Annotated in this window: 20 protein-coding genes and 3 tRNA genes; 13 read left to right on the top strand and 10 right to left on the bottom strand. The window is 75.3% G+C overall.

Annotated features, from left to right (window positions below; genetic code table 11):
• Positions 1-7 precede the first annotated feature (7 nt).
• Positions 8-1,243, bottom strand: coding sequence for a hypothetical protein (locus ACIQ9G_RS02505; protein WP_403605100.1), 1,236 nt, complete (start codon positions 1,241-1,243; stop codon positions 8-10).
• 264 nt (positions 1,244-1,507) lie between these two features.
• A complete protein-coding gene (locus ACIQ9G_RS02500; RefSeq protein WP_403605097.1) occupies positions 1,508-2,158 on the bottom strand; it encodes a DUF4360 domain-containing protein in 651 nt (216 codons plus the stop codon).
• Positions 2,159-2,459: 301 nt separating this feature from the next.
• Between ACIQ9G_RS02500 and ACIQ9G_RS02495 the strand changes: the two genes are divergently transcribed.
• On the top strand, positions 2,460-5,426 hold the full coding sequence (locus ACIQ9G_RS02495; protein WP_403605094.1) for a beta-galactosidase: 2,967 nt from the start codon (positions 2,460-2,462) through the stop codon (positions 5,424-5,426).
• A gap of 19 nt (positions 5,427-5,445) precedes the next feature.
• Here the strand turns inward: ACIQ9G_RS02495 and ACIQ9G_RS02490 are convergent, their stop codons facing one another.
• On the bottom strand, positions 5,446-5,640 hold the full coding sequence (locus ACIQ9G_RS02490) for a hypothetical protein (protein WP_403605091.1): 195 nt from the start codon (positions 5,638-5,640) through the stop codon (positions 5,446-5,448).
• 325 nt (positions 5,641-5,965) lie between these two features.
• Between ACIQ9G_RS02490 and ACIQ9G_RS02485 the strand changes: the two genes are divergently transcribed.
• Positions 5,966-6,715, top strand: coding sequence for a toxin-antitoxin system, toxin component family protein (locus ACIQ9G_RS02485; protein WP_403605088.1), 750 nt, complete (start codon positions 5,966-5,968; stop codon positions 6,713-6,715).
• A 44-nt stretch (positions 6,716-6,759) separates the two neighbouring features.
• Complete coding sequence (locus ACIQ9G_RS02480; protein WP_403606739.1) at positions 6,760-8,061, top strand: MAB_1171c family putative transporter; 1,302 nt, start codon at positions 6,760-6,762, stop codon at positions 8,059-8,061.
• Between the two features lie 106 nt (positions 8,062-8,167).
• Here ACIQ9G_RS02480 and ACIQ9G_RS02475 read toward each other — a convergent pair whose 3' ends face one another.
• A complete protein-coding gene (locus tag ACIQ9G_RS02475; RefSeq protein WP_403605085.1) occupies positions 8,168-9,010 on the bottom strand; it encodes an SMP-30/gluconolactonase/LRE family protein in 843 nt (280 codons plus the stop codon).
• Positions 9,007-9,780 carry an IclR family transcriptional regulator gene (locus ACIQ9G_RS02470; protein ID WP_403605082.1) on the bottom strand — a complete coding sequence of 258 codons (774 nt, stop codon included), beginning with the start codon at positions 9,778-9,780 and terminating at the stop codon, positions 9,007-9,009. Before ACIQ9G_RS02470 ends, ACIQ9G_RS02475 begins: the two co-directional genes overlap by 4 nt.
• A 156-nt stretch (positions 9,781-9,936) precedes the next feature.
• On the opposite strand from ACIQ9G_RS02470, the gene ACIQ9G_RS02465 reads away from it, so the two are divergent.
• Complete coding sequence (locus ACIQ9G_RS02465) at positions 9,937-10,536, top strand: hypothetical protein (protein ID WP_403605079.1); 600 nt, start codon at positions 9,937-9,939, stop codon at positions 10,534-10,536.
• On the opposite strand, the gene ACIQ9G_RS02460 is transcribed toward ACIQ9G_RS02465, so the two are convergent.
• Positions 10,526-11,398, bottom strand: a complete 873-nt coding sequence (locus tag ACIQ9G_RS02460; RefSeq protein WP_403605076.1) for a RimK family alpha-L-glutamate ligase — start codon at positions 11,396-11,398, stop codon at positions 10,526-10,528. The genes ACIQ9G_RS02465 and ACIQ9G_RS02460 overlap by 11 nt on opposite strands.
• 323 nt (positions 11,399-11,721) lie before the next feature.
• On the opposite strand from ACIQ9G_RS02460, the gene ACIQ9G_RS02455 reads away from it, so the two are divergent.
• From ACIQ9G_RS02455 to ACIQ9G_RS02430, 6 genes are all read left to right on the top strand, one after another.
• Positions 11,722-13,182 (top strand): acyl-CoA synthetase, encoded by a 1,461-nt coding sequence (locus ACIQ9G_RS02455; RefSeq protein ID WP_403605073.1) that lies wholly within the window; start codon positions 11,722-11,724, stop codon positions 13,180-13,182.
• A gap of 195 nt (positions 13,183-13,377) precedes the next feature.
• Positions 13,378-13,731 carry a CU044_2847 family protein gene (locus tag ACIQ9G_RS02450; protein ID WP_403605070.1) on the top strand — a complete coding sequence of 118 codons (354 nt, stop codon included), beginning with the start codon at positions 13,378-13,380 and terminating at the stop codon, positions 13,729-13,731.
• Positions 13,728-15,464 (top strand): trypsin-like peptidase domain-containing protein, encoded by a 1,737-nt coding sequence (locus tag ACIQ9G_RS02445; RefSeq protein ID WP_403605067.1) that lies wholly within the window; start codon positions 13,728-13,730, stop codon positions 15,462-15,464. The genes ACIQ9G_RS02450 and ACIQ9G_RS02445 overlap by 4 nt, the downstream gene beginning before the upstream one ends.
• Before the next feature lie 25 nt (positions 15,465-15,489).
• Positions 15,490-16,506, top strand: coding sequence for an AAA family ATPase (locus ACIQ9G_RS02440; RefSeq protein ID WP_403605064.1), 1,017 nt, complete (start codon positions 15,490-15,492; stop codon positions 16,504-16,506).
• Entirely contained in the window at positions 16,496-20,245 is a 3,750-nt protein-coding gene (locus tag ACIQ9G_RS02435; protein WP_403605062.1) for an SAV_2336 N-terminal domain-related protein, read from the top strand. Before ACIQ9G_RS02440 ends, ACIQ9G_RS02435 begins: the two co-directional genes overlap by 11 nt.
• Before the next feature lie 176 nt (positions 20,246-20,421).
• Positions 20,422-21,459, top strand: coding sequence for a rod shape-determining protein (locus tag ACIQ9G_RS02430; RefSeq protein WP_403605059.1), 1,038 nt, complete (start codon positions 20,422-20,424; stop codon positions 21,457-21,459).
• A gap of 72 nt (positions 21,460-21,531) precedes the next feature.
• Here ACIQ9G_RS02430 and ACIQ9G_RS02425 read toward each other — a convergent pair whose 3' ends face one another.
• Positions 21,532-22,482 carry an anti-sigma factor RsbA family regulatory protein gene (locus ACIQ9G_RS02425; RefSeq protein WP_403605056.1) on the bottom strand — a complete coding sequence of 317 codons (951 nt, stop codon included), beginning with the start codon at positions 22,480-22,482 and terminating at the stop codon, positions 21,532-21,534.
• Between the two features lie 478 nt (positions 22,483-22,960).
• Here ACIQ9G_RS02425 and ACIQ9G_RS02420 point away from each other — a divergent pair, with 478 nt between their 5' ends.
• Positions 22,961-23,662: an ANTAR domain-containing protein gene (locus tag ACIQ9G_RS02420; RefSeq protein ID WP_403605053.1), complete on the top strand. Its 702-nt coding sequence runs from the start codon at positions 22,961-22,963 to the stop codon at positions 23,660-23,662.
• A gap of 131 nt (positions 23,663-23,793) precedes the next feature.
• Here the strand turns inward: ACIQ9G_RS02420 and ACIQ9G_RS02415 are convergent.
• From ACIQ9G_RS02415 to ACIQ9G_RS02405, 3 genes are all read right to left on the bottom strand, one after another.
• Positions 23,794-23,867, bottom strand: a tRNA-Ile gene (locus ACIQ9G_RS02415).
• A gap of 189 nt (positions 23,868-24,056) precedes the next feature.
• Positions 24,057-24,129, bottom strand: a tRNA-Asn gene (locus ACIQ9G_RS02410).
• A gap of 5 nt (positions 24,130-24,134) precedes the next feature.
• Positions 24,135-24,207, bottom strand: a tRNA-Asn gene (locus tag ACIQ9G_RS02405).
• 146 nt (positions 24,208-24,353) lie between these two features.
• On the opposite strand from ACIQ9G_RS02405, the gene ACIQ9G_RS02400 reads away from it, so the two are divergent.
• On the top strand, positions 24,354-24,659 hold the full coding sequence (locus ACIQ9G_RS02400; protein WP_403605050.1) for a YtxH domain-containing protein: 306 nt from the start codon (positions 24,354-24,356) through the stop codon (positions 24,657-24,659).
• Positions 24,660-24,806: 147 nt separating this feature from the next.
• A complete protein-coding gene (locus ACIQ9G_RS02395) occupies positions 24,807-26,258 on the top strand; it encodes an FGGY-family carbohydrate kinase (protein ID WP_403605047.1) in 1,452 nt (483 codons plus the stop codon).
• Positions 26,259-26,459: the final 201 nt, after the last annotated feature.

Below are 26,459 nucleotides of genomic sequence, written 5' to 3'. Positions count from 1 at the left end.
GACGCCGCTACCCGAGGTACTCCACGGTCACCGGGGCCGTGTTGTTCTCCTGGTCCGGGTCGACGGCCGGGTCGGACGCCACCGAGATGCTGCCGCGCGCTCCCTCGACGCGCCTGTCGATGCGCACCCGGAGGAAGGTGCCGCCGACCTCCGGACCGGGGCAGGCGACGGGGCCGCCCTTCTTCGGGCCGGGGGCGCAGTAGAGGAAGTCGCCGGAGTGGCTCTCCGGGTCCACGGGGACCAGGCTGACGCCCTCCGGGAGGGTCACCCACATCGTCGGGTTGCCGACCGCGCTGCGCCCGTAGCTCCTCGGGTACGGCACCTGGGTGTCGACCACCTGGCCCAGCTTGCCCTTGATGGCGAAGCCGACGGGTTCGAGGTCGTTGAGCCGGGTGGTCTCGAAGTCCAGTGCGGCCGTGCCCACTTGGGCGGCGTCCAGCCGGACGCCGGTGAACCGGGTCCCGTCGACGGGGCGGCGCAGCCGCAACGGGGCACCGCTGCCGCGGGGAGCCGACGCGGGCAGCCGTGACCGGTGGTCGAGGTCGCCGGTGCGCCACACGCCGTAGCCGACGCTGCCGCTGCGCGCCGCGCGGTCGGCCACGGCGGTGAACGGGCCGGTGGCCTCGTACGCCGTCCCCGCGCGCAGCGGCCCGGGGAAGTCGCACTGGGCCTTGGTCGCACCCTTCGGCCTGTCGTAGCGGCAGTTGCCGTACCGGAGCGGCAGCGTCGCGTCCGAAACCGACACCAGGACGCTGATGCCGCCGTCGACGTCGGTGTCCCCCTTGTTGCCGAAGGCCGGCGTGAGCCGCACCTCGCCGCCGGGGCGCACCCCGGTCACCGTCCCGGAGTTCTGCCGCGCGGTCAGGAACGGCGAGCCCACGATCACGCGGGTGGTGTGACGGACGGTGGGGGCGTTGGCGCTGCGCACGGTGATCGTGACGTTTCCGGCCGGGCCGCGTCCCGCCGCGGGTGCGGGCTTCACGTTGAAGGGGACGAGGAGCGCCCCCTCCCCGAAGTCGATGTCGTGCAGCGAGCAGGTGACGCGGACGCCCGAACGGACGCACCCGTAGCCCTTGTTGACGCCCCAGATCTCCGTCTTCCCGAGAAGGGCGGCCAGGTCGAAGGTCACCCGGATCCTCCGGACCGCTCCTCGGGCCGCGCCGGGTGAGGCCGCCGTGGCTCCCAGGTCGACCTGGTACTGGATCGGCAGGGGTGCCCGGCCGGAGCGGGTGTACCGCGGCACGTAGTAAGTGTTCGGCGCGGACCGGATCCTCAGGGCTCCGGCGGCTTCCCCGTCCGGCGCGGCGGACCGGCCGGAATCGGGCCGCAGTGCGGCGAGAAGACCCGCCCCGGCCGCCACCAGCGCCACGGCGCACACCACCGCCGTGTACCACCACGTCCTGGTTCTCCACCGACCGCCCATGTGAGGGGAGATGCCCGGGGACGCGGCAGGGTTGCCTGCCGGAGGGGGCGGCCCGCGACCGCGCCGCCCCCTCCGGCCGCCGGGTCAGGACTTCGGGCACTCCTTCCACGCCAGGTGGTAGACCGTGCTGATGTCGCCGTCCGTGGAGTCCATGGTCATGAAGCTGACCTTGCCGGGCGCGCTGGTGCCCGCGTTGACTCTCAGTTCGGTGTTGATGTTGAAGTTGCGCAGCACTCCGCAGGGGGCCCACACCAGTTGGGCCCAGTCGGTGCTGTCGGTGGCCTGCCAGTCGTCGTTGTACGGGCCGCTGAACGGGTGGCTCTTGACCGCGGTGTTCGGGGACCCCTGGAAGTAGTACGAGGCCTTCTGGGTGGCGTTCGCGCCGGACTGGAGCGAGGCGAAGCCGCGGTAGTCGGCGCTGGCGATGGCGTAGGTGAAGCCCTGCGGGACGTGCACGATCAGGTTGAGCTGGCAGTTCTTGCGGAACGCGGTGGGGTCGGAGTTGCCCCCGGCCTGGGCGAGGTACTCGCTGTAGGTGACCGTGAAGGCGGTGTTGTCCGGGGACACGGCGACGGCGGCCGTGCCCTGCGGACAGCCGGAGCCGTTCACGGTGGCGACATCGATGACGATCTTGTCCGGCGGCGGGTCGGTGACCACCGGGGACGAGGGGTGCGCGGGCAGCGCGGAGGTCAGGAGCGCGGCGACCGCGCCGCTCAAGAGCAGTCCACCAGCCATGGTTCTCCCATCCGTTCGGTCCGTGGGGGGTGCTGGGACGTGAACTAGCGCGTCCATGCCAAGCGCAGGCACGGGCGTGCCCCCGCCCATGGAGAAACCATGGATGCGCTGTGAAGGCGGGGAGCGGTCGCATCGTACGCATCCGGTCAGGGGGCGCGTAGGTCGCTGTCCGGCCATTCACGCCCCGTGCTCCGCGCCGTCCGGCCGCCCCGCGACCCCCAGGTGGCCGTGGCGGGCCCCGGACCCGTGGAGAATGGCCGGGCCCGCGCCCCGTAAGATCGCCGCCCGGGAGGCAATACCTTTGGCGCTCAGCAGACGTTCCTTCAGCGCCCTCGCCGGCACCGCCGCGCTCGGACTGGCCCTGGGCGGCAGCGGCGGCCCGGGGGCACCCGCGGCCTACGCCGCGCGCTCCGTCCCCACGGGGCCCCCGCCCCCCGAGCCGCACGCGGACGGGCAGCCGCACACCGTCGGCTTCGACCACTACTCCCTGCTGGTGGACGGCAGGCGGCTGGTGCTGTGGTCCGGCGAGATGCACCCCTTCCGGCTGCCGAGCCCGTCCCTGTGGCGGGACGTGCTGCAGAAGATGCGGGCGCACGGCCACAACGCCGTCAGCATCTACGTGGCGTGGAACTACCACTCCCCCGCGCCGGACCGGTACGACTTCACCGGCGTGCGCGACCTGGACCTGTTCCTGCGCACGGCCGCCGAGACCGGCCTCTACGTCGTGGTGCGCCCCGGCCCCTACATCAACGCCGAGGTCGACGGCGGCGGCTTCCCCGGCTGGCTGACGGCCGCGCCGGGCACCGCCCGGACCGCCGACCCGGCCTATCTGCGGCACGTCGACGCGTGGCTGACCCACGTCGACGCCATCGTGTCCCGGCACCTGTACACCCGGGGCACCGGCACGGTGCTGCTCTACCAGATCGAGAACGAGTACGACTCCCACGTCGACGAGCCGGCCGGCCGCGACTACATGGCGCACCTGTACCGGAAGGTACGCCGCGACGGCATCGACGTGCCGCTCTTCCACAACGACAAGGGCCGCAACGGCCACTGGGTCCCCGGCTCCTTCGACACCGGCGGGGAGAAGGGGCGTTGGCTGTACGGCTTCGACGGCTACCCCTCGCCTTCCCGGACCCCGCCCGACTGGGGGCACTTCGGGACCGGCGGCAGGACCGGCGGGGCGACCGCCAGCCCGCACACGCCGGGCTTCGTGCCCGAGTTCGGCGGTGGCTGGTTCGACCCGTGGGGCGGGGTCTTCTTCCAGGGCAAGGGGTACGCCGAGGCGCGGCGCACCCGGGACGCGGCCTACGAACGCCGCTTCTACCTGACCAACCTCGCCAACGGCATCACCCTGCACAACGTCTACATGAGCTTCGGCGGCACCTCCTGGGGCTGGCTGCCCGCGCCGGTCGTCTACACGTCGTACGACTACGGGGCGGCCCTCGACGAGGGGCGGCAGCCCACCGGCAAGCTGGTGCCGATGCACCAGATCGGGCACATGCTGCAGCGCGTCCCCGACTTCGCCAAACTGGACCGGGCGCCCGAGGTGAAGGCGGCCGGGCTCACCACGTACCACCTGACCAACCCGGACACCGGCGCCCACGTCCACATCCTGCGCAACGACCACGACAAGGACGTCACCTCGACGCTGCCCGTGGGCGGCACCGACCTGCCGGTCACCGTGCCCGCCCGGGACGCCCGGCTGATGGTCGCCGGGCTGTCGCTGGGGCAGCGCAGGTTGCGCTACTCCACCGCGCAGCCGATGCTGCTGATGTCCGCCGGGCGGCAGGACATCGCCGTGTTCACCGGCTGGAGCGGGGAGATGGTGAGCCTGGCCCTGGAGGCCGCCGAGGAGCCGCTGGTCACCCGGCTGGACCCGGACGTCGCCTACGTCTACGACCAGGGTCTGATGCGGGTGACCGCTCCCCTCGGCGGCGGTCGGCTGCTGCGGATGCTGGTGCAGGGCGACGGGGAGAACCGGCCGCTGCTGCTGCTCTTCGCCGACGAGGCGGCCTCCGTGCGCCTGTGGCCGCGCGACACCCCGTCGGGCTCCCTGCTGGTGTACGGCCCCGAACTGCTGCGCACCGCCGCGCTGCGCGACATGACGGCGCACCTCACCGGCGACACCGTCGAGGCCGCCGGTCTGGAGGTGTGGGGGCCGCGCGGCATCGAGCGGGTGGTGTGGAACGGCACCGCGCTGCGGACCTCGGTCAGCGGCTCCGCGAGCCTGTGCACCACGGCGCCGCTGCCCGGGGTGCCGAAGGTGGAGCTGCCCGCGCTGGACGGCTGGCGGGCGCGCACCGAGAACCCGGAGTCCGGGCCGAACTTCGACGACTCGGGGTGGCGGCTCGCCGACAAGTCGGCCTCGTACAGCACCACCGAGGTCCCGAAGGGGCAGCCGGTGCTCTTCGCCGACGACTACGGCTTCCACTACGGGGACGTCTGGTACCGGGGCACCTTCACCGACTCCACCGGTGTCGAGGCCGTCGAGCTCGCCTACAGCACCGGCACCCAGGGCCTGCTGATGGCCTGGCTGGACGGGGAGCCGCTCGGCACGCACCGGATGCCCGTGCCGGACAGCAGGACGATCCGCAAGGGCAGTTGGGCCGACACGGCGGTCCTCCCGGTCCGGCCGGAACGGCGCTCGCCCGGCCGGCACGTGCTGTCGGTCCTGGTCCGGCGGATGCAACACGACCAGGACGGCAGGGCCCAGGACACGCACAAGGCGGCGCGCGGCCTGACCGCGGTCTCCTTCACCGGCGCGTCCCCGAAGGTGCGGTGGCGCATCCAGGGCGAGGCCGCGCCCGACCCGGTGCGCGGGCCGATGAACAACGGCGGGCTGTTCGGGGAGCGGGAGGGCTGGCACCTGCCGGGCTTCCCGGACCGCGACTGGGAGTCGGTGGACTTCCCGCGGGCCGAGCGGCGCCAGGGCGTGACCTGGTACCGGACCACCTTCCCGCTGGCCGTGCCGCCGGGGGTCGACGCCTCGATCGGGCTGGTCCTGGAGGACGACCCGTCCCGCGCCTACCGCGCGCAGATCTTCCTGAACGGCTGGAACATGGGCCAGTACGTCAACGACGTGGGCCCGCAGCACACCTTCGTACTGCCGAACGGAATCCTGCGCACCCGGGGCACCAACACGCTGGCCCTGGCGGTCCTGTCCGAGTTCACCACGCTGTCGGGACCGGGCCGGGCGCGGCTGACGCTGCTCGGCGCCGCGGCGGGCGGGGTGCCGGTGACACCGGTGGCCTCGCCCGGGCGGTGAGCGGCGGGACGCGGCCGCGTCAGGCGGCGCGGTCGAAGTCGGCCGGTACGCCCTCACCGGTGCACCGGCCGTCTCCGCGCACCCGCTTTTCCCGGGCCCGCAGGAGGGCCCAGAGCAGCGCCCACACCGGGACCAGGCACCAGGGCAGCGGCCACCCGGCCCGCCACCAGCCGGCCGCCGGAGCGAAGACGGCGTCGACCGCCGCGGCGGCCATGGCGACGGCCAGCGTCCATCACAGCAGGCCCCCCGCCCACCGCACGGCCGTGCCGATCCGGTGTCCGCTCGCGCGTCTGCCGGGATGGTTCATGACGGGATCCCCCCACGGGACGGGGCGGCGACCGTACGGGTGTGACGGCGCTCACCTTCGGTCGCAAGTGTGCAGCAAGTGAACTTCGGTGCACAGACAGCTGACGGGCGGAGTCGAGCACCACGGTCGTCCCTGGTCGAACAACGGTCGTCGGATCGCATGACGCGAACACTTCCGGCCGCGTAGGCTCGGACGACCTGCCTCGGCACAGGCAGCGGAAGGGGTGACGGCGATGGCGTTCGCGGGCGCGCGCGGTACGGCGGCCCGGCTCGCCGGGGCGCTGCGGCGACGGCGGTCCGTCCGCGCCCGGGAGGCGTCGGGCATGCGTGCCCTGACGGCCCACCTCGTCACCGCACTGGGCGCCCGCCCCCACCCTCCGGCCGGAGTTCGCGAGTTGTGCCACGCCCTGTGCGAGGAGATGGCCGCCCGCCGCGGCGGCCGTCCCGTGGAACTGCGCTTCGAGCGCATCCCGGACGACATCGAAGTCACCGGGCTGTGGGTGGAGTTCCAGGAGTTCGACCTGGTCATCGTCGAGGAGCGGGCCGAGGCCGTGCAGCAACTGGTGATCCTGGGCCATGAGTTGTGGCATCTGCACGCCGGGCACCGGCATCTCCACCCCACGCGCGCCGCGGCCGCCCGGGCGCTGGCCGGGGAGCCCGGCGGGCGCGGCCCCGGGCTCTGGCCGAGACTCTCCGCCGCGGTGGAGCAGGGCGGCACGCCCGTGGCCGCCCGCGACGGCTCACGCGAGCGCGACGAGGCCGAGGCCGACGACTTCGGCCACCGCCTGGCGACCGCCTTCCGGCCCCACCTCACCGCGCCGGACACCGGCCGGCCCCTCGACCCCCTCCAGCGCACCCTCGGGTACCGCGGCCGCCCGGCCGGCGGACGAGGGATCGGTGGCGCCGGGCTCGGCACCGGCGGCGGGCGCGGAGGTGACGCCGTACTCGAGACCGGCGGCGGGCGCGGAGGTGACCCCCGGTGACGCCCGTGTCCGCGCCGGCCGCGTTCGACCTGGCCGCGTTCGACCTGGCCGCGTTCGACCCGGCCGCGCTGGCCGGACGGTTCTCCATCTCCTTCTGGATCCCCACGGCGGTGCTGACCGCCGCCCTGGCGATCAAGCTGCCCACCATCATCCGGCTGTGGAAGGACCCGCTGCTGCGGGCGGTCGGCGGGCTGCTGCTCCTCGCCTGCGCGGTGTTCGTGTTCGTGGCACCGCCGACGATCGCCTGGACCAACCGGGTCACCGGAGTGCCCAACATCGCCGCGCCATGGGTGTATTCGCTGCTCACCGCGTTCTGCGGCTCGTGTCTGCTGCTGATCATCGCCTGGCGCAACGGCCTGTCGGACCGCTCGGCCGCGACCCGCCGCGCCCGGCGCTGGGTCGTCTCGGCCTACGCGGGCGTGATCGTCGCGCTATGGGTGCTGTTCGCCCTCGCCGACACCCCCGTGGAACGGCTGCGGGACCTGGACACCTACTACGCCGGTACGCCGTTCATGCGCGAGGAGATCCTGCTCTACCTGATCGCGCACGCGGTGGCGGTCCTCATCACCGGGCGGCTGATCTGGAACTGGGTGCGCACGGACGGGCTCGACGCCTGGCTGCGGTGGGGGCTGAAGTCCCTCGGCGTCGGCTACGGACTGAACCTGATCTTCGACGCCTCCAAGCTCACCGCCGTCGTGACCCGCTGGACCGGACACGACCTGGACTGGCTCAGCACCGCTCTCGCGCCGCCGGTCGCCTGCCTGTCGGCCATCCTGATCGCGGTCGGCTTCATCCTGCCGCACGCCGGGCAGTTCCTGCAGCAACGCTGGCGCGTCCGGCTCGCCCACCACGAACTGCGGCACCTGTACGCGCTGACCCGGACCGTGGGCGGCGGCGGGGTGCCGGTGGGGCTGTGGGCCAGCCCGGAGCTGCGGCTGACCCGGCGCGAGACGTTCATCCGGGACGTGCTGCTGCCGCTCGCCCGCCGCATCGACGAGGATCTGCGCCGCCGGGCGTACGACGCCGCACTCGCCCTCGGGTACGCGCCCGACGCGGCACGGGCGGCCGCCGCCGCGGTGGCGATCCTGGACGCCGCCGACGCCCGCGCCCGGGGCCCGGAGAGCGACGGCGCCGCGGGCCCGGACCCGACCGACCTGCTCCGGGAGATCGGGCCGGTCTCCCGCGCCCTCGGCCACCCCGACCGCCTGGCACGCGTCCGCGCCCGCGCCGCCGGCCCGGCACCGGGCCGGCCCGCCGCCCCCGGCACGGCGGCCGGGGAACCGGGAACGGGCGGCCCGGTGCCCTCGGCACACGAGCGGGCGGGCGACCGGGCCGTCAGCTCCTGAACGGAGGCTGGGGCAGGCTCAGCCCCTGAACGGAGGCTGGGGCAGGCTCAGCCCCTGAACGGAGGCTGGGGCAGGCTCAGCCCCTGAACGGGAGTCTGGGGCAGGCTCAGCCCCTGAACGGCGGCTGGGTCAGGCCCTCGCCGGCGCCTGGGAGGACCAGGAGCGAGCCCGCCAGGGCGGGGGGTGCGGGCAGGCCGGTGCGGGCCGTGGTGACGTAGAGGTCGGTCAGGCCGGTGCCGCCGAAGGCGCATGCCGTCGGGCGCGGCACGGGCAGTTCGACCACGCGGTCCAGCGTGCCGTCGGGCGCGTACCGGCGGACCGCGCCGCCGTCCCACAGGGCCACCCAGACACAGCCGTCGGCGTCGACGGTGAGGCCGTCCGGGAACCCGGCGCCCTCCTCCACCACCGCGAACCGCCGCCGGTCCGAGACCCGTTCACCGTCGTGGTCGAAGACGTCGATCCGGCGGGTCGGCGAGTCGACGTAGTACATCAGCCGCCCGTCGGGGCTCCAGCCGGTGCCGTTGCTCACCGCCACGTCGTCGAGCACCACCTCGGCGGAGCCGTCGCCGGTGAGGCGGGACAGCGTGCCGCCGCCCGGGGCCTCGTCGTAGCGCATGGTGCCCGCCCACAGGGAGCCGTCGGGCGCGACGGCGGCGTCGTTGCCGCGGCGGCCCGGGACCGGGTCGCGGTGCAGCCAGCGGAAGGTACCGTCGGGGTCCAGCAGGCCCACGCCGTCCCGCAGGTTCAGCACCAGCCCGCCCCCGGCGCGCGGCTTGGCCGCGCCCACGTGCTGGCCGGTCGTGCGCACCGAGCGCCGGCCCGATCCGGGGTCGTAGGTGTGCACCCGGGCGCCGAGGATGTCCACCCAGATCAGCCGCCCGGCCGCCGGGTCCCAGGTCGGTCCCTCGCCGAGCAGCGCCTCGGCGCGTACCGCCACCTCCCAGGTCATGCGGCGCTCCGGTGGCCGAGGCGCTCCGACAGCTCGGCTGCGCCCTTCGCGGCGAGCTGCTCCAGCTCCGCGCGGCGCTCCTCGCTCCAGCGGATCATGGGCACGGAGATGGACAGGGCGGCCACCACCTGGCCGGCGCGGTCGCGCACCGGGGCGGCCACGCAGCTGACGTCCGGGTTGGACTCGCGGCTCTCCACGGCGATGCCCCGCCGCCGGATCTCGCCCAGGGCCTCGTGCAGGGCGGCCGGGTCGGTGATGCTGTTGGGGGTCATGGCGGCCAGTTCGGCGTCGTCGGGGACGCGGGCGGCCAGTTCCTGTTCGGGAAGGGAGGCGAGCAGCATCTTGCCGACCGAGGTGCAGTGCGCCGGCAGCCTGCGGCCGGCCGCCGACACCATGCGCACCGCGTGTGTGGAGTCCACCTTGGCGATGTAGATGACGTCGGTGTCCTCCAGGATCGCCACGTGCACCGTCTCGTCGCAGGTCTCGGCGACCGAGCGGGCGACCTGCTGGCCCTCCGCGGCGAGGTCGAGCTGCTCGGCGTAGCGGCTGCCGAGCTGATACGGGCGCACGCCGAGGCGATAGCGTCCCGGCTGCCCGGCCAGCGGGACGATGTACTGGCGGGCCGCGAGCGTCGTGACCAGCTCGTGCACAGTGGTGCGCGGGAGCTGGAGCCTGCGCACGATGTCGGGGGCGGAGAGCGTGCCGTCCCCGTCGAGGAAGAGCTCGAGGATGTCGAGAGCCCGGGTCACAGCGGGTACGAGACGTCCCACAACCGGCCCCCTCCCTTGAATCCAGGCCTATGTTCGAAATCTCAACAGGCGGTCGGCATGACGAACACAGGCTAGTCACAGTGGGGGACCCGGGCAATGGGCCGGAGGGCACGGACCCGGGCGGGGGGCGGGGGCGGCGTGGGTGACGATGGGGGCATGTCCTCCGGAACCCGCCCCACCGGCCCCGCCGGCTCCTTCGGCCCGCTCGGCTTTCAGCTGGTGCTGCTGCGCCGCATGGCCGACCACAATCCGGACCTGGTCGAGGACGCCCGCCACCGGCTCGGCGTGTCCCTCACCGAGATGCGCGAGGCCAACAAGCGGTGGCAGGCCATGGCCCGTTCACCGCGGTCGAGGTCCGCCGCCGCCCGGTACCGCTCGGTCCTCGGCAGCCCCGAGTCGGTGGCGGTCCGCCGGATCGGCGACCTGGACTGCGAAGCCCGGCGGTGGGCCGTGCCGCTCTGGCCGGATCTGCGCTTCGAGGTGCTGTCCGGGCCGGACGGCCGGGTCTGGAACGAGTGGCTGGTGCGCGCCCCGGGCGCCCCGGCACCCCGCCTGCGCACGCTGGAGGACCTCGCCCCCTGGTCCTGCACGGTCGACGAGGCGGCCCGCGCCTTCGCCCCCGCCCGCCCGCTGGAGGGCACCGCCCCCACGCGCTGGGGACTGGCGTTCACCGCCCCGGACGCGGAGGGCGCGCCGCGCGAGGTCGTGGCGGAGTTCACCTGGGGGCTGCTGCAGCGGACCCGGGTCAGCGGGTAGCGGCCTCCAGCGTCGCCCGCACCACCCGCGGCAGCGAGTCCGGGTGCAGGAACAGGAACAGGTTCGGCTCGACCAGCTCCAGCTCCATCACCCGGGGCTCGCCGTCCTCCCCGTCCACCAGGTCGACGCGGGCGTAGAGCAGTTCGGGCGCGCCGGGCACGGCGGCCAGCGCGCGTTCGGCGGTGGCGAGTTCGGCCGGGGTCGGAGTCCAGGGCCGGAGTTCGGGGTGGGCGACCTTCTTGTGGTCGTAGGGCGTGCCGGGGGCGAGGACGGCGCCCTTGCGGCTGGCGTGCAGCAGCCGGCCGCCGAAGAACTGCAGCGCCCGCTCGCCGGTGACGTCGATTCCCTGGAGATAGGGCTGCACCATCGCGGTGAACCCCTCGGCGTGCATCCGCGCGAGCTGCCGTACGGCGGTGTCCCGCTCGGCGGGCGTGTACCGGGCGGCGAACCGGGCGCCGGCCCCGGAGGTGGGCTTGACGACGTACTCGTGGTCGTCCGGGAGGCCGGCCGCCTCGCCGGGGGCCATGTACCGGGTGGGGACGGTGGGCACCCCGGCCGCGGCGAGCTGCCCCAGGTAGCGCTTGTCGGTGTTCCACCGCACGACCTCCGGCGGATTGGCGAGCCGGGTGAGCGTGCCGCACCGCTCGGCCCAGGCCAGGAAGTCGGCGGTCCGCCAGCTGTAGTCCCAGGTCGACCGGATGAGGGCGAGGTCGAATCCGGCCCAGTCGGCCTCCGGGTCGTCCCACTCCACGGCCGCCGCCTCCGCCCCGGCCGCCGCGAACGCCTCCACCAGCGCGGGCAGGTCGGGGTCGGCACTGACCTCGGGTCCGGGCCGGCAGGTCACGAGCGCGATGCGGGGCACGACGGGCTCCCCCTCTTTTCGTACGGCGGCGCGGTGCGGCCGGGTGCGGTGCGGTCCGTCCCGTGCGGTCCGGTGCGGTGCTGATCGCCTCGCAGGCTAACAACCGGCGGGGCGGGGGCAGCGGGCGGTGGGCGCAGGGCGAGGGGGTGCCGGGCGGCCGAGGGGGCGGGGTCTGGTGTAGGAACGGGGGTGGGCGCCGGACTCGCGGTGCGCCGCGGTGTGGGCCTGGTGGTGCCTGGTGGTGCCCGGTGGTGCCCGGTGGTGCCTGGTGGTGCCTGGTGGTGCCTGGTGGTGTCGTCCCCGAGCGTGTGAGGAGTCCTCGCGTGTCCTCCCTCTTTCCGGCCCTGGCGGGCAGTCCGGGCGAGCGGGTCGCCCTGCGGTTCGGCGACCGGACGCTGACGTACCGGGACCTCGCGTCCGCCGCGGGGGCCACGGCCGCCCGGATCCGGGAGGCCGGGCGGGTCGCCGTGTGGGCGACCCCGGCGCCGGAGACCGCGGTCGCGGTCGTCGGCGCGCTGCTCGCCGGGGTGCCCGCCGTACCGCTCAACCCGAAATCCGGGGAGAAGGAGCTCGGGCACATCGTGTCCGACAGCGCGCCCACTACGGTGCTGGCGGCGGCCGGTGACGACCTGCCCGCCGCCCTCGCCGGCCTGGCGCGCCTCGACGTGGACATCGACGGCGCCCTCGGCCACGGCGGCGGGTCCGCGCCGGAGGACCGCGCCGCCGACGGCGACCCCGCCCTCGTCGTCTACACCTCCGGCACCACCGGCCCGCCCAAGGGCGCCGTCCTCTCCCGCCGGGCCGTCGCCGTCACCCTGGACGCCCTCGCCGACGCCTGGCAGTGGACCGGCGCGGACGTGCTGGTCCACGCGCTGCCGCTGTTCCACGTGCACGGGCTGGTCCTCGGCGTCCTCGGACCACTGCGCCGCGGCGGGTCCGTACGGCACCTGGGCCGGTTCACCACGGAGGGCGTGGCGCGGGAACTGGGCGACGGGGCGACCATGCTCTTCGGCGTGCCGACCATGTACCACCGCATCGCGGAGGCGCTGCCCGGCGACCCGGAGCTGGCCCGGGCGCTCGCCGGGGCGCGGCTGCTGGTCTCCGGTTCCGCCGCGCTGCCCGTGCATGACCACGAGCGGATCGCCGCCGCGACCGGGCGGCGGGTCATCGAGCGGTACGGCATGACCGAGACGCTCATGAACACCAGCGTGCGGGCGGACGGGGAACCCCGCGCGGGCACCGTCGGGGTGCCGCTGCCGGGGGTGGAGCTGCGGCTCGTCGAGGACGACGGCACGCCTGTCGCGTCGTACGACGGGGAGAGCGTCGGCGAGATCCAGGTGCGCGGTCCGAACCTGTTCACCGAGTACCTGAACCGGCCGGACGCGACGGCCGCCGCCTTCACCGCCGACGGCTGGTTCCGCACCGGCGACATGGCGGTGCGCGACCCGGACGGCTACGTCCGCATCGTCGGTCGCAGGGCCACCGACCTGATCAAGAGCGGCGGGTACAAGATCGGCGCGGGCGAGATCGAGAACGCGCTCCTGGAGCACCCCGGGGTGCGCGAGGCCGCCGTCACCGGGGAGCCCGACGCCGACCTCGGCGAGCGGATCGTCGCCTGGATCGTTCCGGCCGACCCTCAGGCGCCGCCCTCCGCACGGGAGTTGGCGGACCATGTGGCGGGCCGGCTCGCCCCGCACAAGCGGCCCCGGGTGGTGCGCCTGCTCGACTCCCTGCCCCGCAACGACATGGGGAAGATCATGAAGCGGGCGCTGACCCAGGGCTGAGCGGCTCCCCGCCCGGCAGGCCGTGGCCCCCTCGCCGCCGACGAGTCGGTGAGGCGGGCGAGTTGGCCGAAACCGGCGGTTGACGCCGTGGCGCGTTTTTGCGGACGGCGTATCTGCGGGATCATCTGCTCCCGGGACGACACCGGCACCGTCCGTAACAGCGGAGACGCTCACAGACAGCACCACGGGGGCACGATGGAAGGCTTGGTCGACTTCAGGACCGCCGACGGCACCGTGGTCCGGGTCGAGACCCCGGACGACGAGTACGGCTCCCGGCTGGTCGCCCGCGGCGACGACGGCGCGCTCCAGGCGACCCGGACCTTCGAGGGCGCGCTGGACGGAGTGCGGGCGGCCGCCGAGTCCGCGCTGCGCGTCTTCCGGGACGGCTCGCTCAAACCGGACTCGGTCGACATCGAGTTCGGCGTGAAACTCACCGCGGAGGCCGGCGCCCTGATCGCGAAGAGCGCGGTCGAGGGCCAGCTCGTGGTCAAGCTCTCCTGGTCCCCCGGGCGGTCCGACGGCTCCCCGGAGACCCCGCCCGGCTCATGACGAGCGCTGCCTGGCACGCCAGGATCGGCTGCGGGCGGGAGACGGGCGCCGGGTTCCTCGTCACCGACTGCCATGTGCTGACCTGCGCCCATGTGGTGGCGCACGGGGACACGGACGCGGTCAGCGTGACCTTCGCCCACGGCTCGGCCGGCGCCGAGGAGCGGACGGCCCGCGTGGTGGGGCACGGCGGCTGGGCCGGCCGCGCCACCGACCCCGGCGACCTCGCCGTACTGGAACTGGACCGCCCCGTGCCCATGAAGCCGGCCGAGTTCGCCGCGCCCTCCGACGCGTACGGCGACCCCCCGCGCCGGCTGGTCGCGTACGGCTTCCCCAAGCGCTACGACGAGGGCACCCTCGCCGAATACCGCGCCACCGCGACCCAGTTGATCGCCGGGGAGTGGGTGCAGCTGGAGGCGTGGGCCGCGCACGGCCAGCCGCTGGCGCCCGGCTTCAGCGGCGCGGCGGTGACGCTCGCCGACACCGGCCAGGTCGTCGGCATGGTGTCCGCCGCCGCGCGCGGCCCCGACGTCCGCAACGGCCGGATGCTGCCCGCGCAGGTCATGGCCCGCTACTGGCCGCGGCTGGGCGAGCTGATCCCGACGCCGTATTTCGGCCGCGCGGACAAGGAGCGGCTGCGCGCGCTCATCGACGCGGTGTCCCGGCAGGGCGCCCCGGCCTGCCCTCCCGAGCGGCTCTACCGCGAGGCCGTCGGCCCGCTCGGCCCGGAACCGCCCGCGCACGGTTTCCGCTCGCTGTGGGACGCGGCCTGGTACCTGCTGTCCGAGGTGCCCGACCCGGCCGCGGTGACCCGGTTCGCCCTGCGCCTGGCCGACTTCGCCGAGGACGGGCCGACCCGGTACGCGCTGCGCGCCTGGCCGCACACCGACCGCGCCCCGGCCCGGGCGGCGCGGCCCGCCGCACGGCCCGGCTGGTCCCCCATCCTCGTCGAGATCGCGCCCAGCGGTCTGGGCGACGACCGCTTCCTGGTCGAGGTGTCCGCCTACACCGACCGGCACCGCCGCGTGGTGGGCTCGCGCACCCTGCCGATGCGCGGCGTGCGCGGCTACGCCCTGGAGCGCATCGACGAGGCCTACCGCGAACTGGACCCGGACGCACGGGAGCTGATCGCCTTCGTACTGCCGCGCCGCTGGCTCAACACGGATGTGGCGCACTGGCAGCGCAGCGCCGACGACGACAGTCCGCTCGGCTCCTTCGCGCCGGTCGTCGTGCTGGACCTGGAGCGGCGGCGCAGCGGCGGGCTCCAGCACAAGCTGGTGCGCAAGTGGCGGCAGCTCGACGACCGGCAGTCGGCCCGGCTGCACCGGGTCGGCTGCGGCGCTCTCGGCCAGGACCCGGTGAAACTGACCGTGGGGCTGCGCCGGCACGACGCCGACATCGTCGGGTTCGGCACCCCGCCGCGCGCCGACGGCACCCGGCGGCTGTTCACCGCGAGCCTGAACGCCGCCGTGCCCGTGCTGCTGTGGCCCCGCTCCGGCTGCCGCGGCGGCCCGGCGCACGCGGACTGTCGGGGCGCGGAGTTCCTCGACCGCCTGGCCGAGCACCTGGCGGACCTGCCGCCGAGCGAACTGCCCTCCTACGTCCACGAGCTGCGGGAGGCCGCGTACGCCTCCGACGGCCCCGAACCGCACTGGGCGCACGACCTGGCACTGCTGTGGGAGGACCCCCGCTGCCTGCCCGACCCCGTCGCCTACCAGCACTCGCCCGTCGGCTGAGCCACGGCGACCCTAGGGAGAACGCATGTCCTTGTGGCCCGTGTACACCGGCGCGAGCGCGCCCCACGACGGCATCGGCCGGCTTCCCGCGCCGCCGCCCTGGCGGGACTTCGACGGCGGCCCGGTCCTGCCCACGCCCACCGAGGACACCGACCGGGCGGCAGCCTCGCCCGACCGCCGCCACCGCGCCCGCTCCTACCGCCCCGGCGACGAGACGGTCCAGCTCGTCAACGCCGCGCTCTATCTGCGCCGTCCGCTGCTGGTCACCGGCCCGCCGGGCAGCGGCAAGTCGAGCCTGGCCTACGCGGTGGCCCGGGAGCTGCGGCTCGGCCCGGTGCTGCGCTGGAACGTCACCAGCCGCACCACCCTGCGCGACGGCCTCTACCAGTACGACCCGCTCTCCCGCCTGTACGCCGCCGGTCGCGCGGCCGCCCGCGAACTGCCCCCGGACGGCGACCTCCAGGACCATCTGCGTCTCGGCCCGCTGGGCACCGCGCTGCTGCCCTACGGCCGCCCGCGCGCCCTGCTCATCGACGAGATCGACAAGAGCGACCTCGATCTGCCCAACGACCTGCTGAACGTGCTGGAGGAGGGTCAGTACGAGATCCCGGAGCTGGTCCGCGCCGCCCGCCACACCCCGGCCGCGGAGGTGATGGCCGACGGCACGGACGAACGGGTGACGGTCTCCCGGGGCCGCGTCCGCTGCCGGGCGTTCCCGTTCGTGGTGCTCACCAGCAACGGCGAACGCGAGTTCCCGCCGGCCTTCCTGCGCCGCTGTGTCCGCCTGGAGCTGCACCAGCCGCGCGACGCCCATCTGGAGAGCATCGTCCGCGCCCACCTGGGCGAGCCCGGCCCGTACGCCCGTGAGCTCATCGACCGCTTCCTGGCCCGCGGGACGGAGGGCGAGCTGGCCACGGACCAGTTGCTCAACGCGATCTACCTGACCGGCGCCGCCGGTGCCGAGGCGGGCTCGCTGGACGAGCTGGCGGAGCGGGTCATGCCGTATCTCAGCCGTACCCGGGACGACGCGGATGCCTTCTGACGACGGGTCGCCGGGGGGTGTGGCCCGGCTGGCCGACCTGCTCGCCGAGACCAGGGGCGGCCACCGGCCGACATCGGTGGAACTGGCGGAGGTCCTGTGGCTGGCGGGACACCTGCGCAGCCCCGAGCCGCCGAAGCCGGCGGATTCCGAACGGACCGCGGACCACGACCCGTTCCCGCACCCTCCCGAGAGCGAACCGGGCCCGGCGCTCCCGCCGGACGGCCCCCCGCGGCCGCCCGCCGACCGTCCGCAACGGCAGGCCGGCCGGCGCGTCCCGCTCAGCCTGCCCGGCGCCCGGGACCGCCCCGGCGCCCACCGGGCGCTGCTCGCCCCCGCTCCCCCGATGCTGTCCCACCCGCTGGCGCTCCAGCGCGCCCTGCGTCCGCTCAAGCGCCTGGTGCCCGCCCCCCACGGCCGGGAGGTCGACGAGGAGGCGACCGCACACCGCATCGCCCGGCTCGGCGCCCACCCCCGCTGCTGGCTGCCCGTGCTGCGCCCCGCCACCGAACGCTGGCTCACCCTGCACCTCGTGTACGACGCCGGACCGACGATGCCCGTGTGGCGCCCGCTGATCCGCGAACTGCACACCGCTCTGGGCCAGTCCGGGGTGTTCCGCACGGTGGAACTGCACCGGCTGGCGGCCGACGGCACCGTCCGGCACGGCAGCGCGCCGCCGCTGCACACCGCCGGGCGCGGCGCCGCCCTCGTGGTCAGCGACTGCATGGGCGCGCAGTGGCGGGAGGGCCCGGAGGGGAGCCGCTGGTACCGCACCCTGCGGCGCTGGGCGGCCGCGATGCCGGTCGCGGTGGTCCAGCCGCTGCCGGAGCGCCTGTGGCGGACGACCGCCCTGCCGACCGTGCCGGCCCGGCTGTCGGCACCCGGGCGCGCGGCCCCCAACACGGCCTGCGCCGTGGACTCCTACGGGTCCGGGGAGCTGCCCGCCGGAGTCCTGCCGCTGCCCGTCCTGGAGGCGTCGGCGCCCTGGCTGGCGCACTGGGCGGAGCTGGTGGGGTCCGCGGCGCGGGTCGCGCTGCCGGGTGCGGTGGGGCTGCTGGGCGCCGCGCCGCCGCCCGCGCCCGTCGACGAGGAGGGCCGCGGCGACGTGGCCCGGCTGTCCCCGGAGGAGCTGGTGCTGCGCTTCCGCTCCATCGCCTCGCCGCAGGCCTTCCGGCTCGCCGGTCATCTGGCCGTGGGCAGGCCGGAGTTGCCGGTCATGCGGCTGGTCCAGGCGGCCATCGAGGACGCCCCGCGCCCGCAGCACCTGGCCGAGGTGATCCTCAGCGGGGTCCTGACCACCGCGGACGGCCCGCCGGGGTCGTACGCGTTCCGCCCCGGCGTGCGCGAGGTCCTGCTGCGCACCCTGCCGCGCACGGACCGCTCCCGTACGGCGGAACTGCTGGCCCGGGTGGGCGCGGTGATCGACGCGCGCGCCGGGGTGCGGGCCGGCGAACTGCGGGTGCTGGCGCCGGGCGGCGGGCAGGACGCGGCCGGGGAGCCGATCGCCGCCGTGCGGCGGCGGAGCGTACGGCGGCTCGGCGGCACGGACCCGGAAGACGCCCGCGAGCTGATCGGGGGGCGGTTCCGGCTGGTCGACCGGCGGGGCGCCGGCGAGCGGGTGTGGGAGGCGGTGGACGAGCGGACCGGCCGCCCGGTGGTGGTGCACCTGTACCCGGAGCAGGCGTCCGCGGAGCGGTTCCTGCGCCAGGCCCGGGAGCTGGCCGCGGTCGACGGCCCGCACGTGGTGCCGGTGACGGCGTACGGCGTCGAGGGCGACACCCCCTATCTCGTCGCGGAGTTCGTGGACGGGGTGACGCTGACGGAGCTGGAGGCCGGCAGCGGGCCCGGGGTCTGCTTCCGGGTCTTCGCCCGGCTGGCGTGCCAGACCGTCGCGGGGCTCCAGGCGCTGCACGCACGTGGTCTGGTGCGCGGTCAGGCGGGCGCGGACGGGCTGCTGCTGCGGCCGGACGGCACCGTCGTGCTCAGCCGGTTCGCGCTGGGCGAGGAGTCCGAGGGCATGAGCCCGGCGCGGGACTTCCGCGTCCTGGACCGGCTGTTGCGCCGGCTGCTCCCCACCGTGCGGGCGCCCCGGGAGTTCGCGCTGCTGGCCCAGCTCGACGGCCGCCGGCTGACCGCCCGGTCCGCGGCGGCCCTGCTGGACTCCGCCCAGCACGCCGACCGGCTGCGCTTCACCCTGCTCGGGCGGCCCGCCGTCTCCTTCGGCGGACGGCTCCCGGCCGGTCCGCGCCCCGAGTCCCCCGAGGCCTGGGCACTGCTGTGCGTGCTGCTGCTGCGGCACGGACGGCGGGTGACCTGGCACGAACTGGCCCACGGCATCTGGCCCGACCCGCCCGCGCCCACCGGCCCCGCGACCCGCGAACGCGTCGGCCGCCTCGCCGAGGAGCTGGTGCGGCACCTCGGCCCCGGCACCCTCGCCGCGCTCCCCGACGGCTACGCCCTGCACACCGCCGGCGGCTACCTCGACGTCGTGCACTGCGAGGAACTCCTCGCCCGCCGCCGCCGTACGCCGTGGCAGGACCTGCGGGCCCGGCGCGCCCTGACCCAGGAGGCCCTCGGCCTCTTCCGCGGCGACCCCCTCGACGGGGTCCCGGGCCCCTTCGCGGAGGCCACCCGCGTCCGGCTGCGCTCCCTGCACCGGTCGCTCACCGCCGGATCCGAGGACCTGGAACCGGCGGAGACCGGCCCGCCGGGCGGGGACCGCGCCCGCTCCGTGATCGCGTTCGAGTCCGACGCCCTGCCCGGCCGGCCGCTGCTGCGCGACGCCCTCGTCCGCACCGTCACCGGGCTGGTGGCCCGGGGCGGTCTCGACCCCGGCCGGTGTGCGGTCCTCGGCCGCCGCAACGGCTGTGTCGTCGTCGCCGAGCCCTGCGTGTCCGTCCTGCCCCTGCTGGTCGCCGTACTCCGCCCGCTCCCCGGGGCGGGCGCCGCGACCGCCGGAGTCCCGCGGCTGCGGGTGTCGTTCTGGCGGGCCCCCTGGACCGGCGATCCCGACCTGTCCGTCCTGTCCCGCTCGGCGCGGTCGGCGGTGCGGCGGGTCACCGAGGACGCGGTGGTCGTCGTGTCCCCGGCGCTGTACGAGGAGTTCGCCCGCAGCTCCGCCGCGCCCGGCTTCCCGTCCTTCCGGCCGCTGTACGGGGGCACCCCCGAGGACCCGCCGCTCGCCTGGTGCCTCCCGCTGCGCGGGGCGGCCGGGCCGGAGGGCGGCGACCTGGTGCGCGGCCCCTTCGGCACCGGCGACCCCGCCGGGCTCGATCACCGCGTCCCGGGCGGCACCGCCCTCGTGCACGCCCCGCCCAGCGGCCCGCCGACGCTGCTGGACCCGGCCCGGCCGCGCGGCGAGCGCGCGCCGCGGGTCACGACGTACTACGAGGTCGACCTCACCACCCACCGCGCCACCCACGAGGTGTCCCTGCCGAGTTCGGGCAAGGGCGCCTTCCGGGCGACGGTCGAGCTGTCCTGGCACGTCGACGATCCGGTGGCCGTGGTCCACGGCCGGCCCTCCGGCGTCGGCGCCCGGCTGCTGAGCCGCTTCGTCGACGAGGCGTCACGCATCACCCGCCGCTACCCCGTCCGGCACGCGAGCGCCGCCCAGCGCGCCGCGCAGAACGCGGTGCGCCAATGGCCGGTGCCCGGGCTCGCCGTGACGTGCGCGGTCCGGCTGACCTCGGAGCGGCAGGCCCTGCTGCAACCCCAGCGGCCGGACACCGGCCGCTCGCCGTGACCCCGGCCGCCCCGGCAGCACCACGGCCACCGTCACCGGGACGGCCGAATACCCCGTTCAGCGGCGCCCCGCCCGGCCCCCTCCAGAAGGCGCCCGGGCCCCGTTCCCCCGCACGATGCCAGGGAGGCCCCGACCGCCGGCGGCCCTCACGGTCCGTGCTCTCGGGAGGATCTGCCATGACCGCCAATCTGGAGCAGTTGCGCCGCTGCCATTTCGCCGTCGATCTGGGAGCGGCCCGGACCCGTGTGTACGTCAAGGGCTCGGGGCTGGTCGTGGACCAGCCCTCGGTCGCCGCGATGAACACCCGCAACGGCGCGCTGATCGCCGTGGGCGAGTTCGCGGAGAAGATGACGGGCCGCACCCCCGACTACATCCGCGTGATGCGCCCGGTCTCCGGCGGCACCGTCGTCGACATCGAGATGGCGCAGCGGATGTTGCGGCAGCTGCTCGGCGACCGGCTGCGCCGGTCGCTGCGCCGCCGGCCCCGGCTGCGGGCGGCGGCCTGCACCCCGCACGACGCCGATCCGCTCGCCCAGCGGGCCACGATCGAGACGCTCGTCGGACTCGGCGCCCGCCGCGTGGAACTCGTCGACACCCTGATCGCCGCCGCCGTCGGCTGCGGGCTGCCCGTGGAACAGCCAGAGGCCACCATGATCATGGTGTGCGGGGCCGCGGCCACCCAGGTGGCCGTCCTCTCCCTCGGCTCGATCGTCACCGCCCAGCGCATCCCCGTGGGCGGCGAGGCGGTCGACCACGCGATCGTGCAGCACCTGCGCCACGAGCACGCGCTGATGCTGCCCAGCCAGTCGGTACGGCCCCTGCAACTGGCCCTGTCCGGCAACGGCCTCACCGCCCACGGCCCGGAGTCCACGGAGATCCACGGGCGGGACGTCGCCACGGGGCTCGCCCGCTCCGTGCGGGTGGACACCGCCGCCGTACGGGACGCCATCCAGACACCGCTGACGGCGGTGCTCGACGGCATCGGCAGGGTGCTGCGGGAGTGCCCGCCGGACCTGGTGGCCGACCTCGCCGACCGCGGGATCATGATGGTCGGCGGCTCAGCGCTGCTCCCGGGCCTCGACCAGATGCTGCGCGAGGCGACCGGCGTGCCGGTGCACATCGCCGAACGCCCCGACGTGTGCGCCGTACAGGGCCTGGGCGAGATGCTGGAGGGCAGGATCGAGCCCCTGGTCCTGGACCCCCTGAGCGCCTGAGGCCGCCCCGGGCACCCTCGCCCGTACGGCCGTCGCCGTGCGACGCGCGGGCCGGGCCCGGGCCCGGCCCGGTCAGCCGCCGAACCAGCAGCGGACCGTGGTGCCCGTCTCGCCGGTGTGGACGCGGACCAGGTCGGCGACGAGGTTGACCAGCAGCAGGCCGCGGCCGCCGCGCTGGTCGCGGGAGGCCGGCCGGCGGCCGGCCAGCGGGTCGGTCAGGCGGCCGCGGTCCCGCACCTCGCACAGCACCCGTCCGCCCTCCGCCCACACCCGCAGCTCTCCCGAACCCCCGCCGTGCACCACGCTGTTGGTGGTCAGCTCGGCGACGGCCAGGGCCAGGTCCGCCAGCCGGGTGCCCGCGAGACCGTGCCGCGCGCCCTCGGCGGTGGCGACGTGCCGGGCCAGCGGCAGCGTCGGAGCGGCGAAGTCGAGGACGGGCGCGTCCGGCGCGGGCGGCAGCGGCTCGTTGCGGCGCGCGACGACCTGTTCGGGGGCGTAGGCGGCGCTCTCCCGCCACTCGTCGGTGCCGGCCGGGATCACGACGGGGTGGGTGGCGTGGGCGTCGGCGAGGGCCCGCCCGTCGAGGCGCACGGCGTCGTACGGGCACAGGATGGTCGCCTCGCGGCCCCGGAACGCCAGGTTGATCAGCGCCTCGTGCTGGGCGCAGGCCGGGTACTCGTCGGGCGTGCGCCCGGCCCAGACCGGCTCGCCGATGATCCGCACCCGGCGTCCGGGGCGCTGGGCGTCGGCGAAGGCGTGCAGCACCCCGGGGAGGATCCGGCCGGGGTTGCGCCCGGCCTCCCGCATGTCCAGCAGCCGTACCCCGGCCGCGTCCGCGCCCAGCTCCGCCTCGATCAGCCGCAGCCGCTCGCCGGGCACGGCCACCGCCACCGGCTCGCCGGACTCCAGCCCGGCCCGCACGAAGGGCACCGTCCCGGCGAGGTACTCCCGCTCGCTCCGGTAGAACAGCGCGGGATGGACGAAGGCGCCGGCCCGGGCGGTGCCGGTCGGGGCGCCGGTCACGGCGTCTCATCCCCGGTCTCCGGCGGATCCGGGCAGAACGTCCGCGGCGTCCGCCGCGGCGGGGGCGGCGGACGGCGAGCGGGGTCCGGGATGTCCACACCGTCTCCCTAGCTGTTCCTGGACACCTGAAGGTGTGACCCAGTATGCGCGCGTCGCCGGGGACCCGCGGGTCCCGCGGGTCCGCTGTGGTGAGGATCCCCCGTCCTCTCCCCGCCCTCGCCCGTCCTCTCCCCGCCCTCTCGCGTCCTCTCCTGTCCTCGTGCGTCCGCGCCGCACGCGTCAGCGGTGCGCCCGCGTCCTCGTGCCCTCCGTCGCGGGCCGGGGAGGGCACGCGGTGCGGAATCGCGCCCTCCTCGTGGCGGTTAGTCCCCCCCGGAAAGGGGCAGGCGACCAGTGCACCGCCGCCCGGCGGCGGCGGGGGACGCGGCGTCACGAGGACGCGCGAGGAGGACGGTCGGGGAGACGACAAGGCGGGGACATGGCCTCAACGGCATCACCACCGCTCACGCGGCGGACGCACATCCTGGTCGACACTCTGGTCATCGACGTCCGCAGAGAGGCGGACGGCCGGGCCGTGCTCACCCCGCGCGGGGAGCTGGTCCACGGCTGCGCGGGCATCCTGAGCAGAGCCCTGGCCGGTGTGTCCCCGGGTTCGTCCCGGATCGACCTGGACATGGCCAGGGTGACCTTCATGGACACCGCGGCGCTGCAGTTCCTGGACACCCTCGACGCGTACGGCCGCCGGCACGCGGTCCCGGTGACGGCCACCGGCTGGACCGGCCAGCCCCGCCGGATCCTCGAACTGGCGGGCCTGGACACCACCGACCCGCTGAACCCCACGGAACGCCCGGCCCGGCCGCGGTCCACGCCCCCGGTCTCCTCCGTGGTGGCCGCGGAGCGGACGGAGCAGCTCCTGCTGCTGCGCCAGGAGCTCGACCAGTTGCGCGAGGCCCTCCGCACCCGCCCGGTGATCGACCAGGCGCGGGGCATCCTGATGGCCGCCCACGGCTGCACGTCCCGCCAGGCCTGGGACATCCTGCGGGAGGTCTCCCAACGGTCCAACACCAAGCTGCGCGCGGTGGCCGCGATGATCACCGCCGGCACTCAGCCGGACGCTCCCCCGCCGCCGGAGGAGATCCGCACGGCGCTGCGGGTCGCGATCGAGTCCTGCCGTCCCTGATGTGCGGGCGGTTCACCCGTCCGCCGTACGCGGGGCAATCACATCGGGTGAAAGGGGGACGCCCCGCGGAGCGGCGTCCCCCGCTTCTGCGTCGCCGCAGCTAGAAACGCTTCTGCACGCGTAGCGTGCGGTGGGGCGGGTGGGACTCGAACCCACGGCCGACGGATTATGAGTCCGCTGCTCTAACCGGCTGAGCTACCGCCCCGTAACGGCGCGTCGCGTACATGTGTGCGCGCCGTCTGCCGCAGCATAGCCGCTCATACGATCTCCTGCTTCGCCATGGTCGGCTTCCTGCGGCCCCTCATGACCTTGAGGACTTCACCGTGGGTCCGGCGGTTCCCGCGGGCATGAGGACGACATGAAAAAGGACCCCGAAGGGCCCTCGTTCGACATGCTCCCCCGACTGGACTCGAACCAGTAACCTGCCGGTTAACAGCCGGCTGCTCTGCCAATTGAGCTACGGAGGACCGAGCTCCCCCGACTGGACTCGAACCAGTAACCTGCCGGTTAACAGCCGGCTGCTCTGCCAATTGAGCTACGGAGGAATGCCTCGTTGCATCGAACGCACCTACCTGGGTATTCGCCAGAGGGCGCGCGCTCGCTGCGACACATACATTAGCGCAAGCAGGGGGGTGCTCCGCCAATCGGTATCCCCGGGCTTGGACCACGACGCAAGGGAAGGGTGGCCGCCATGCGTTACCGGCTCACGTTCATCGCCGGGCTCGCTCTGGGTTACGTGCTGGGCACGAGGGCCGGACGTGAGCGCTACGAGCAGCTGAAGAAGTCCGCCCGCCAGGTCGCGCAGAACCCGGCGGTGCGCAACACCGCGGAGTCGGCGGCACAACAGGGCCGTCAGTTCGCGGGCAAGGCGTACCACGCGGTGAGCGAGAAGGTCGGCGACCGCATGCCCGAGTCGGTGACCCAGCGCGTGCACTCCCTGCGCGGGCGCCACACCAACGGCAACCGCCCCGACGACTGGGGCACCAGCGACACGTAGCGCCCACGACGCCTCGACCGACGGGCCGCTCCCGGCACACGGGGGCGGCCCGTCGAGACGTACGTCACAGCCGCGCCCCGCACCCCGCGGCACCCCGCGGCACCGACCCGGCGCGGTCACCCCTCGCGGTGCGGCAGAATTTTCGCCATGGGGATAGTCGCCGGGCTGGACAGTTCGCCCGATTTCACTCGCATCGTGGTCTGCGACACGGACTCGGGGGCCGTGCTCAGGCAGGGCTATGCGCCGCATCCGGTGGAGAGCCCCGAGGGCGGACGGCCCGCCGACGTCGATCCGCAGGCGTGGCTGCTGTCGCTCGGCGAGGCGGCCGGCGGCGGACTGCTGGAGGGCGTGCAGGCCATCGGCGTGTCCGCGCAGCAGAACGCGCTGATCCCGCTGGACGCGCAGGGCAACACCGTGCGGCCCGCGCTGGTCGGCGGCGACCGGCGGGCCCAGGTGGCGGCCGCCGACCTGATCGACGCGCTCGGCGGGCGCGAGGCGTGGGCGCAGGCGGTGGGGTCGGTGCCGCAGGCCGCGCAGCCGGTGACCAAGCTGCGCTGGCTCGCCAGGAACGAGCCCGACGCCGCCCGGCGCATCGCCGGCCTGCTGCAGGCGCACGACTGGCTGGTGTGGCAGCTCCTCGGGCGGCCGGCCCGCCGGACCACGGACCGCGGTGGTGCGTCCGGGACCGGCTACTGGTCCGCGGCGACCGGCGCCTACCGGGCCGACCTGGTCGAGCTGGCGCTCGGTCAGCAGGTCTCGCTGCCCGAGGTGATCGGGCCCGCCGAGGCGGCCGGCACGACGCCGGAGGGCCTGCTGATCTCGGCCGGGACCGGGGAGACGATGGCCGCCGCCTTCGGGCTCGGGCTGGGTCTCGGCGACGCGGTGGTGTCGCTCGGCGCCTCCGGGTCGGTGATGGCCGTGCATCCCGAGGCGCTCGTCGACCAGAGCGGAATGATCACCTCGCTCGCCGACGCCACCGGTATGCACCTGCCGGTCGTCACCACGCTCAACGCCGTACGGACCCTGCGCGGCACCGCCGAACTGCTCGGCCTGCCCGACCTGGAGAGCCTGTCCGACCTGGCGATGAAGTCCACGCCGGGGTCCCACGGGCTCGTCCTGCTCCCCTATCTGGAGGGCGAGCGCACGCCGAACCTGCCGCACACGGCCGGCACGCTGGCGGGCCTGAGACGGGAGTCGATGAAGCCGGAGCACCTGGCGCGGGCCGCCTTCGAGGGCATGTTGTGCGGGCTCGCGGACGCGCTCGACGTGCTGCGCGGCCGGGGCGTGGAGGTGCGCCGGATCTTCCTGCTCGGGCCGGCCGCCGAGCTGTCCGCCGTACAGGCGGCGGCGCCCCCGCTGTTCGGGACGCAGGTCGTGGTGCCGCAGCCGGCGGACTACGCCGCGGTCGGCGCCGCCCGGCAGGCCGCCTGGGCGCTCGGCGTCTCCCAGGGCGCCCTCGACCCGCGCACCCCGCCGGCCTGGCAGGGCGCGGTCGCCCAGGTCCTGGAGCCCGGCGACGACCTGGCGGTGGGCCAGGCGGTGCGCCAGCAGTACGTGTCGGTGCGCGAGCAGACCCACCCCGGCGCACTCCGGTCGTGAACCCGGGGCGGCCCGGGGACTCGTGCCGGGCGCGAGGGCCGGGGCTCGGGTTGGGCCCGGGGACTTGGGCTGGGCTCCGGGCTCGGGCTGGGCTCCGGGCTCGGGCCGCGGAGGCTCGGGCGGACGGGACGGTCACCCGTACGGGGACGTTTCCCCCCGCGGGGGTCACCCGTTCAGGGGCCCAGCGGAAACCGGAGACCT

Origin of the sequence: Streptomyces sp. NPDC096152 (assembly GCF_044763235.1) — a bacterium.
Classification (GTDB): Bacteria; Actinomycetota; Actinomycetes; order Streptomycetales; family Streptomycetaceae; genus Streptomyces.
Note: the sequence above shows the minus strand (reverse complement) of the source record. Positions and strands in the feature narration are given on the sequence as shown.